Source organism: Streptomyces sp. NPDC051563 (genome assembly GCF_044454225.1).
In the GTDB taxonomy this organism is placed as follows: Bacteria; Actinomycetota; Actinomycetes; order Streptomycetales; family Streptomycetaceae; genus Streptomyces.
In genome coordinates, this window is the sequence record NZ_JBITDL010000010.1 from 148,990 (window position 1) to 159,021 (window position 10,032).

At 72.4% G+C, this 10,032-nt stretch carries 7 protein-coding genes; 3 read left to right on the top strand and 4 right to left on the bottom strand.

The window, feature by feature from the left end:
* Positions 1-19: 19 nt before the first annotated feature.
* Positions 20-1,474 (bottom strand): MFS transporter, encoded by a 1,455-nt coding sequence (locus ACIA8F_RS14295; RefSeq protein ID WP_399378637.1) that lies wholly within the window; start codon positions 1,472-1,474, stop codon positions 20-22.
* A 357-nt stretch (positions 1,475-1,831) separates the two neighbouring features.
* On the opposite strand from ACIA8F_RS14295, the gene ACIA8F_RS14300 reads away from it, so the two are divergent.
* The 3 genes from ACIA8F_RS14300 (at position 1,832) to ACIA8F_RS14310 (ending at position 4,886) form a co-directional block, all read left to right on the top strand.
* On the top strand, positions 1,832-3,460 hold the full coding sequence (locus tag ACIA8F_RS14300) for an FAD-dependent oxidoreductase (RefSeq protein ID WP_399378639.1): 1,629 nt from the start codon (positions 1,832-1,834) through the stop codon (positions 3,458-3,460).
* Between the two features lie 115 nt (positions 3,461-3,575).
* On the top strand, positions 3,576-4,337 hold the full coding sequence (locus ACIA8F_RS14305; RefSeq protein ID WP_399378641.1) for an SDR family NAD(P)-dependent oxidoreductase: 762 nt from the start codon (positions 3,576-3,578) through the stop codon (positions 4,335-4,337).
* 81 nt (positions 4,338-4,418) lie between these two features.
* A complete protein-coding gene (locus ACIA8F_RS14310) occupies positions 4,419-4,886 on the top strand; it encodes an AtaL-like protein (protein WP_399378642.1) in 468 nt (155 codons plus the stop codon).
* Positions 4,887-5,200: 314 nt separating this feature from the next.
* Here the strand turns inward: ACIA8F_RS14310 and ACIA8F_RS14315 are convergent, their stop codons facing one another.
* Genes ACIA8F_RS14315 through tkt form a run of 3 tightly spaced genes read right to left on the bottom strand, consistent with a single transcriptional unit; the run spans position 5,201 to position 9,768 of the window.
* Entirely contained in the window at positions 5,201-6,376 is a 1,176-nt protein-coding gene (locus ACIA8F_RS14315; protein ID WP_399378644.1) for a 3-hydroxybenzoate 6-monooxygenase, read from the bottom strand.
* Between the two features lie 6 nt (positions 6,377-6,382).
* Positions 6,383-7,654: a 3-phosphoshikimate 1-carboxyvinyltransferase gene (gene aroA / locus ACIA8F_RS14320; RefSeq protein ID WP_399378645.1), complete on the bottom strand. Its 1,272-nt coding sequence runs from the start codon at positions 7,652-7,654 to the stop codon at positions 6,383-6,385.
* Positions 7,651-9,768, bottom strand: coding sequence for a transketolase (gene tkt / locus ACIA8F_RS14325; RefSeq protein WP_399378647.1), 2,118 nt, complete (start codon positions 9,766-9,768; stop codon positions 7,651-7,653). Before tkt ends, aroA begins: the two co-directional genes overlap by 4 nt.
* Between the last annotated feature and the right edge of the window lie 264 nt (positions 9,769-10,032).

Genomic DNA, 10,032 nt, shown 5'->3' on the forward strand with positions numbered 1-10,032 from the left:
CCGCCGCTCGACGCCCCCGTCAGTCCCCCGAGGTCCGGGTCCGCAGGGTCACCGCGGTGAGCAGTGCGCACACCGCGAAGCCGGCCGCCGCGCTGTTGAACGCGAAGGCGTAGCCGCCGGCCGTGGCACCTGCCCGGGCCGCCTCGTCCAGGCCGGACGTGGCTCCCGTGTGCGAAGCCGCGAGGGAGACCAGGATCGCCAGGCCGACCGTGGGCCCGGTCTCCAGCGCGGTGTTGACCAGACCGCCCGCCAGACCGGCGCGGTCGTCGGGGACGTTCTCCACGACCGCGACGGTGGCTCCCGAGAAGACCAGGGAGATACCGGCGGGGAACAGCAGCAGGCCACCCAGCAGGGCCCCCGCGTAGGGGCTGTCCGCGGTGGTCCGGCCCAGCAGGAGCAGGCCCGCCGCGGCGATGAGCAGCCCCGCCGTCACCGCGGTCCGGGGGCCGAAGCGCTTGACCAGCCGCGCGGCGAGCATGCCCGTGGCGACCAGGACGGCGCTGAAGGGCAGGAAGGCGGCCGAGGTCAGCAGGGGGGAGAGGCCGCTGATCTGCTGGAAGTGGAGCGACAGCAGGAAGAACATGGTGGCGATGCCCGCCGAGCCGACGAGGACGGCGATCAGTGCACCGGCGCGGGGCCCCGAGGCGAGGAATCCCAGGGGCAGGAGCGGGTCGGCGGCCCGGCGTTCGACGACCAGGAAGCCGGCCAGCAGCAGGATGCCGGCGATGCCGGGCACGGTGACGGTCGCGGAGGTCCACGGTGCTTCCGCGGCGTGCACGAGGCCGTAGCTCAGCACGGACAGGCCGGCGGTGGCGAGCACCGCGCCCACCACGTCGACCCGCCCGGTCGCCGCCGCCTGGGAGCGTGGCAGCAGGCGCGGCGCGACGAGGACCGCCGCCGCGGCCACGACCGCGGGCACGGCGAACGTCCACCGCCAGGAGATCCAGGTGGTCAAGGCCCCCGAAGCGAGTGTTCCCAGCGTGGCGCCCAGTGGTGCGAGCCCTCCCCACACCGCCATCGCCCGGCCCCGGCGCGCCGGTTCGGGGAACAGGGAGCCGGCCAGGGCCATGGCCGCCGGGGCGGCGAACGCCGCCCCGACGCCCTGGGCGAAGCGGCCGGCCAGCAGGGTGACGGTGTCCGGGGCGAGTCCGGCCGCGACGGAGGCCACCGCGAAGACGCCGGTGCCCCACAGGAACGTGCGCCGCTGTCCGTAGAGGTCGGCGGCCCGGCCGCCGAGCAGCAGCAGCCCGCTGAAGGAGAGCCCGTACGTCGCGCTCACCAGGGTGAGTTCGGCGGGCGAGAGCCCCAGCTCGTGCTGGATCCGGGGCAGGGCCACCGACAGCATCGTGATGGCCAGGATCAGCACCACCTGGACGGCGGCGAGCAGCGCGAAGGCGGGAGCGGAACGCGGTGGGACGGCGTCCCGCCGCCCTCGCACCGCGGGCGGTGAAGCCTGATCGGTTCCGGCGAACATCGGGCACCTCTTTTCGTGAGCACGGATATGCGCAGAAATCCTGTGTCCCTTCCGTCCTGGCACCTATCCGCCCCGGATTACTTCGTCAGATGTGCTCCGGGCCCGCTCGCGGACAACTTGACAGAGTCAGGCCCGCGCCCTGGGACATCACGAGGAGCCGACCGAAAATAGGCCCGGGCAGCCGGTTGTTCTCCGCCTTCGAGACCGCTCTCGCACGAGGCCGGAAATGCGTACCGCGGCCCGCCCCCTTTGCCGATGACATCACCCCGTCCTCGGGGACCGCCCCTCTTTGCCGAAGGAAATGCTTTGAGATCTGTCAGGCGACGCAATATTCTCACCGGTGGTGCGGCTGCCATTGTGGCGGGCACCGGAATCACCGCCGCCTCCGGCGCCCTGGCCCCTTCGCGCGCTTCGGCGGCGGAAGCCGCGACGGACACCGGATTCAACACGGTGACGATCAAGCCGGACGACATCCGCTACCCCGAGCTGATCAGCGGCATGAACCAGCGCTGGGTGAGCAGTCCTGACTACATCCGCGTCGTCTCCACGACCGCGCAGGTCGTCACCGCGGTCCAGGACGCGTACAACGCGGGCAAGCGCATCTCGGTGCAGGGCGGTGGCCACTGCTACACGGACTTCGTGCACAACCCGGCCGTCAAGGCCGTGATCAACATGACCGAGATGAGCAAGATCTACTTCGACAAGGCGCACAACGCCTTCGCGGTCGAGGCCGGCGCCACGCTGACCGAGGTCTACGAGACGCTGTTCAAGGTGTACGGCGTGACCCTGCCCGGCGGCATGTGCTTCTCCGTCGGCGTCGGCGGACACGTCAGCGGCGGTGGCTACGGTCTGCTGTCGCGCAAGCTGGGCCTGATCGTCGACCACCTGTACGCGGTGGAGGTCGTCACCGTCGGTTCCGACGGCGTCGCCCGTGCGCAGATAGCCACCCGCGAGGCCAACGACCCCAACCGGGAACTGTGGTGGGCCCACACCGGTGGTGGCGGCGGCAACTTCGGCGTCATCACCCGCTACTGGTTCCGCTCCCAGGGGGCCACCGGCACCAACCCCTCGGCGCTGCTTCCCAAGCCGCCGAAGACCATGCTGGTCAACGCCGTGGCGATCCCGTGGAGCCAGCTCGACAAGGCCGGCTTCACCCGTCTGATCAAGAACTACGGTGCGTGGCACGAGCAGAACAACTCGGCGTCGTCCCCGAACAACGCCCTGTGCAGCTTCATGCTCGCCAACCACAAGGCCAACGGGAACATCGGGCTCCTGACGGTCGTGGACGGCACCGTCGCGAATGCGGAGAAGCTCCTCCAGGACTACCTGGCGGCCCTCACCGACGGCGTGGAGGCCTCCGTCCAGCCGGTGAACGAGCCGATCGGCGAGCACGCCGCCATGCCGGACCTCTACCACCCGACCCGGATCCCCTGGTTCACCGCGGTGCGTCTGCTGGGCACCAGCAACCCGACGCTCACCAACCCCACCCTGCGGGGCGAGTACAAGTCGGGCTACATGAAGAAGAACTTCACCGACGCCCAGGTCTCCTCGATGTACACGCACCTGACGCGCGCGGACTACGCCAACACGCAGGCGCTCATGGTGCTGCTCTCCTACGGCGGCCAGATCAACACCGTCGCCTCGGACGCCACCGCCTCCGCCCAGCGCGACTCGGCCTTCAAGGTGCTCTTCGAGACCTTCTGGTCGGACTCGGCCGAGGATGCCCAGCACATCGGCTGGTGCCGTGACATCTACACCGAGGTGTTCTCCGCCACCGGTGGTTACCCGGTGCCGTCCGCGCAGACCGACGGCTGCTACATCAATTACCCGGACACGGACATCATCGACCCGCAGGTGAACAAGTCGGGCGTGCCCTGGTCGACCCTCTACTACAAGGGCAACTACCCGCGTCTGCAGCGGGCCAAGGCGAAGTACGACCCGAAGAACGTCTTCCGGAACTCGCAGTCCATTCAGCTGCCCTCCTGATCCGCCGCGCAGCCCGGCCGTCGCCCTCGCGGCGGCGGCCCCCTCGAACCTTCCGTCGCGCACCCACTGACGCGACGGTCCGGATCCGATCCACCACCATTCAAGGAGATTTCCCATGACCGCACGTTTCGACGGCAAGGTCGCACTGGTCACCGGCGCCGGTTCGGGCATCGGGCGCACCAGCGCCCTCGCGTTCGCCGCCCGGGGTGCCACCGTCGCCGTCGCCGACCTCAACCCGTCCAGCGCGGAGGAGACGGTCAAGCTGATCGAGGCGGAAGGCGGCAAGGCGAGCGCGATCACCGTCGACGTCACCGACTCGGCCTCCGTCAAGGCCATGGTCGACACGGTCGTCGCGCGCCACGGCGGGCTGCACATCGCCCACAACAACGCGGGCATCTTCCCCGCGCCGGCGCCGTTCGGCGACACCGACGACAGCACCTGGGACGCGGTCATCGCGATCAACCTGACCGGTGTCGCGCACTCGATGAAGCACGAGATCAACCACATGCGCGCCAACGGCGGCGGTGCGATCATCAACGCCGGTTCCAACATCGGTGACCACGTGCGCTACCCGGGCGTCGCCCCGTACGTCGCGTCCAAGGCCGCGGTGAGCAACCTGACCCGCGCCGCCGCCCTGGACCACATCAAGGACGGCATCCGCATCAACGCGGTCAGCCCCGGTGCCTCCAAGACGCAGATGACCTTCATGCCGGGCGAGACGGACGAGGACCGCAACGCCCGCCTGACGGGCGGCATCCCGATCGGCCGCCTGGCCGAGACCGAGGAGATCGTCGCCGCCGTCGTCTGGCTCGCCTCCGACGAGGCCAGCTTCGTCGTCGGCCACGACCTGGTGGCCGACGGCGGCGCCAGCGCCTGACCCGACCCCGCCGGCCCGGTGCCCGTGGCGAAAGCCGCGGGCACCGGGCCGGCGCGTACCCCCGTCCTTCCAGGAGATCCGATGACCCACTTCAGCTGGACCGTCCCCCTGCGCCCCGCCGGCGCCACCGCTCCCGTCCGCCTCGACCGCGAGGAGGTCTGGCGGAGCATGGAGCACAAGGCCGAGGACCCCTCCTCGTACGTGCCGTACATCGTGGGCTGTGAGGTGCTGGAACGGTATCCGGACGGCATGCTGCGCGAGATCGCCTACAGCGACCGCGGCACCGCCCGTGAGCGCGTCTGGTACGAGAAGTCCCTCATGCGCATGACCTTCGTGACCTCGGACGACCCCGACATCACGGAGATCGTCAACGAGGTCGGTGAGGGTAAGGACGGCGAGCTCACCTTCACGCTGCGCGTGACGCTCACCGACGAAGCCGAGAGGAAGGCGCAGTCGGATCCCGATTTCCTGCCCGGCCTCTCCCGGCTCTTCGCGGTCTCGCTGCGCACCATCGTCGACGCGACGGTCGGCCCGAGCCTGACGCACTGAGCACTGAGCACTGAGCACTGAGCACTGAGCATGCCGGGAGCCCGGGGGATCCTCCCCCGGGCTCCCGGCGTGCTGCGCCCGCCGGCACGCGGTCCTCGACGGACAGCGCGCGAAGGGCCCGTGGTCCCAGGGGGCCGGTCCTGTCCCTGGGACAGACGGCCGCCTGGGACCACGGGCCCCGGTCACTCGTCGGCGTGCCGCCGCCTACGGCGAGAGCGGCGGGCGGCCGCCCGGTGCGGACGGCGTGGCGGGCAGCTGGTCCAGATACCGGAACACCGTGCGCCGCGCCCGCGCCGTCATCCGGCGCAGCCTCCTCACCGCAGGTCCGCCCCGTGGAGCCAGGCGACCTCGTCGTACATGTCGTCGGCGGAGAGGGCGGCGAGCATCGCGTTGCGCTCGCGCGCCCCCTCGCCCACCGGGTGGTAGAGCCGGCGGCCCATCTCGCGGGCGACCAGCTGGGTCCGGGCCGTACGCTCCCGGCGTGCCGCGCTGTACTTCTCGAGGCGCTGCACGAAGTCCTCCTCGGGGCAGTCCAGGGACTCGGCGATGACCACCGCGTCCTCCAGCGCCTGGCAGGCCCCCTGGGCGGCGTACTGGAGCATCGGGTGGGCCGCGTCGCCGAGCAGGGCCACGCGTCCGTCGGTCCAGGTGTCGACCGGGTCGCGGTCGCACAGCACCCACGCCTTCCAGTCCCGGCCGAGCTCCAGCAGCCGCCGTGCGGTGTCGCCCAGTTCGGGGAACTCGTTCAGCACGTGCTCGCGTGCGGTGGGCTGCCCGACGACGGCCACCTCGGCGGCGTCGTCGCGGGTCGCCGCCAGGTTGAGGAAGGCGCCGCCGCCGATCGGGTAGTGGACGAAGTGCCACTTGGGGCCCGCCCACAGGGTCACGGTGTTCCACCGCAGTTCCTCGGGGACCTGCTCCATGGGGATCACCGAGCGGTAGATCGTGTGCCCGGAGACCCGCGGGTCCCCGTCGCCGACCAGCTGTCGGCGGACCGCCGAGCGGATGCCGTCGGCGCCGATCAGGGCCGCGCCGGTGAGCCGCTCGCCGGTGGCGAGGACGGCGGTCACCTCGCCCCGGCCGCCCTGTTCGTACGCGACGACCGCGCTGCCGCCGCGCAGTTCGATCAGCGGGTGGCTGCGGCAGCCCTCCAGCAGCGGCTCGTACAGGTCGGATCGCTGCACCACGGCGTACGGGTTGCCGAACCGCTCCCGGTAGTCACCGGTCAGCGGCATCGAGGCGACCCGCTCGTCGGTGGTGCCGTCCATGAAGCGCAGTTCGTCGATGTAGACGGCCCGGTCCCGGACCCGCCCTCCCACGCCGAGCAGGTCGAGCGCGTGAAAGGCGTTGGGGCCGAGCTGGATGCCGGCGCCGAGTTCGGTGAAGGTGTCCCGGCGCTCCAGAACGGTCACGCGGTGGCCGCGGCCCGCGAGGCCGAGCGCCGCGGCCAGTCCGCCGATGCCTCCGCCCGCGATGAGTACGTTCGCCATGGTGGTTCAGATCCCTTGCGGTGTCGTGTGGTCGGGGAAGAGGCGGCGCAATTCCTCGTGGAAGCCGGGGAAGGTCTTGCCGACGCAGGCCGGGTCGTCGAGGGTGATGCCGCGGACGCGCAGTCCGAGGACGGAGAAGGCCATGGCGATCCGGTGGTCGCGGTAGCAGGCGATCCGCGCGCCGGCCGGCCGGCCGGGGTGGACGGTGATCCGGTCCGGGCCCTGCTCGGTGCGGATCCCGCAGGCCCGGAGGTTGCGGGCGACCGCCTCGATCCGGTCGGACTCCTTGAGCCGGGCGTGCCCGATGCCGCGGATCGTGATCGGGGCGTCGGCGAGCGGGGCGATGGCCGCGAGCGTCATGAAGGTGTCCGAGATATCGCCCATGTCCACGTCGAAGCCGCCGGTGAGGGCGCCGCCCGCGCGTCCGGTCACGGTGGTCGCGGACGCGGTGGTCTCCACGTGGGCACCCGTGCGCCGCAGGACCTCGACGAAGCCGAGGTCGCCCTGGGTGCTGCCGGTGCCCAGACCGGGCACGGTGACGCTGCCCCCGGTCACGGCGGCCGCCGCGAAGACGTACGAGGCGGTGGACGCGTCCGGTTCGATGCCCAGTTCCGCCGCGGTGTACCCGCCGGGCAGCACCCGGATGGCGCCCTCCCCGTCCTGCCGGGTACGGGCCCCGAAGTGGTGCATCAGCGACCGGGTCATCTCGATGTACGGACGGCTGACCAGGCCCTCGGCCCGTACGGTCAGCGGTGCGCGCATCAGTGGGGCCGACAGCAGCAGCCCGGTGAGGTACTGGCTGCTGAAGGAGGAGTCGAGGGTGATCTCCCCGCCGGCCAGGCCGTTCGCGCGGACGGTCAGCGGCAGGACGCCCCCGGAGACGGTGTCCAGTTCGGCACCGAGCCCGGTGAGGGCGTCGACGAGCGGACGCAGCGGGCGGGCCCGGAGCTGCTCGGTACCGTCGAAGACGAAGGTGCCCCGGCCGGCCGCCGCGAAGGGCGGCAGGAAGCGGGCGGCGGTGCCCGCGTCGGCGCACCACACGCGGGCGTCGCCGACGGGCCCGTCGCCCCGGCCGGTGACCTCCCAGCACTCGTCCGTGCCCGAGACCCGGATGCCGAGGTCGGTGAGGGCGGTGCGGAAGGCGAGGGTGTCCTCGCTGATCAGCGGTGCGTGCAGCCGCGTCACGCCGTGGGCGGCGGCGGCCAGCAGCAGGGCCCGGTTGGTGATGCTCTTGGAGCCGGGGACCCGGGCGGTCAGCGGAGCGGGGACCGTGGTCACGACCGGCCCCCGGCCCGGGCGACGCCGGCGCGGGCGGCGGCCGCCACGCGCTCGGCGGTCAGACCGTACTGCTCGTACAGCGCCTGGAAGGGGGCCGAGGCGCCGAACTCGTCGAGGCCCACGGCCTGTCCGGCGTCGCCGACCAGCGCGTACCAGCCGAGCGCGGATCCGGCCTCGACCGAGACCCGGGCCCGTACCTGCGGCGGCAGCACCTGGTCCCGGTACTCCTGGCTCTGCTCGCCGAACCATTCCAGGCAGGGCAGGGACACCACGCGGGTGGGGATGCCGTCGCGCTGGAGGATGCGCCGGGCGTCGAGGGCGATGTGCACCTCGCTGCCGGTGGCGAGCAGCAGGGCTTCGGGGATGCCGCCCGCGGCTTCCGCCAGGATGTAGCCGCCGCGCGCGGCGCCCTCGGCGGACTCGATGTCCGACTCGGGCGAGCGGTCCAGGACGGGCAGGTTCTGCCGGGACAGGCACAGCCCGGCGGGTCGGTCGGTGCGCCGCAGTACGGAGGCCCAGGCGACGACGGTCTCGTTGGCGTCGGCGGGCCGGACCACGTCCAGACCGGGGATCAGCCGCAGGGACCAGAGGTGTTCGACGGGCTGGTGGGTGGGGCCGTCCTCGCCGAGCCCGATGGAGTCGTGGGTCCAGACGTAGGTGACGGGCAGCTTCATCATGGCCGCGAGGCGCACGGCCGGGCGCATGTAGTCCGAGAAGACCAGGAAGGTACCGCCGTAGGGCCGGGTCCCGCCGTGCAGGGCGATCCCGTTGAGGATGGCGCCCATGGCGTGCTCGCGGATGCCGAAGTGCAGGGTCCGCCCGTACCGGTGCCCCGAGTACGCCTCGGTCGACAGCTCCTCGGGGACGAAGGAGGGCTCCCCCTTCATCGTCGTGAGGTTCGACTCCGCCAGGTCCGCCGATCCGCCCCACAGTTCGGGCAGGACGGAGGCCAGCGCGTTCAGCACCTCACCGGACGCCTTGCGGGTGGCGACCGCCTGGCCCGGTTCGAAGACGGGGAGGGCGGTCGCCCAGCCCTCGGGGAGTTCGCGCGTGGAGATCCGGTCGAACAGGGCGGCCCGCTCGGGGGAGCCGGCGCGCCAGTCCTGCTCGCGCTTGTCCCACTCCGCGCGCTCCAGGCGGGCCCGCTCGCCCACCTGACGGGCGTGGGCGAGGACCTCCGCCGGTACGTGGAAGCGCAGTTCGGGGTCCAGGCCCATCGCCTCCTTGGTGGCCGCGACCTCCTGCGCGCCCAGCGCGGCGCCGTGGATGCCGCCGCTGTTCTGCTTGCCCGGCGAGGGCCAGCCGATGATCGTGCGCAGCGAGACGAGCGAGGGCCGGTCGGTGGTCTCGCGGGCGGCGTACAGCGCGGCGTGCAACGCGGGCACGTCCTCCACGTAGGAACCGGTCGCGGTCCAGTCGACCTCCTGGACGTGCCAGCCGTACGCCCGGTAGCGGGCCACCACGTCCTCGGAGTGGGCGATCTGCCGGTCGTCCTCGATGGAGATGCGGTTCTCGTCGTAGAGGACCACGAGGTTGCCGAGCTTCTGGTGCCCGGCGAGCGAGCTGGCCTCGTGCGCGACGCCCTCCTCCAGGTCGCCCTCGGAGGCGATGGCCCACACGGTGTGGTCGAAGGGGCTCTCGCCGGGAGCGGCCTGCGGGTCGAACAGGCCGCGCTCGCGGCGGGCCGCCATGGCCATGCCCACCGCGTTGGCCAGGCCCTGGCCGAGGGGACCCGTGGTGGTCTCCACACCGGGGGTGTGCCCGTACTCGGGGTGCGCGGGGGTCAGACTGCCCTCGGTGCGCAGGGCCTTGATGTCGTCGAGCTCCAGGCCGTAGCCGGAGAGGTACAGCTGGTTGTACAGGGTCAGGCTGGCGTGGCCGCAGGAGAGCACGAACCGGTCGCGGCCCGCCCACCCCGGGTCCGCGGGATCGTGCCGCAGCAGCTTCTGGAAGAGCAGGTACGCGGCCGGGGCCAGGCTCATGGCGGTGCCGGGGTGGCCGTGGCCGGCCGCCTCGACGGCGTCGACGGCCAGGGCACGGGCGACGTCCACGGCGCGCCGGTCCAGCTCGCTCCATTCGAAGCTGCCGGGCGCACTCTTCGCGGGGGTCCTCACGGTTCTCCTCAGGGCTTGACTGATGTTCGTAAGCGGGTGGAATGCACCGCTCCCACGGCCACCCTGCGATGGGGGGAGCGGGCGTGCGCAGGAGCCCGGGAGCACTTCGTCAGGTGCCCCGGGCCGCGTCACGCAGCCCGCGGCGGGGGGCCCCGGGGGGGGGGCGGGGGCGCCCCGCCGCGGGCGGGCCGGTCAGCGGCCGGGCGGGCGCGCCCCAGCCCCGGCCCCGCCGGGCAGGGCCGGGAGGGCGTTCGGGCCCCCGAC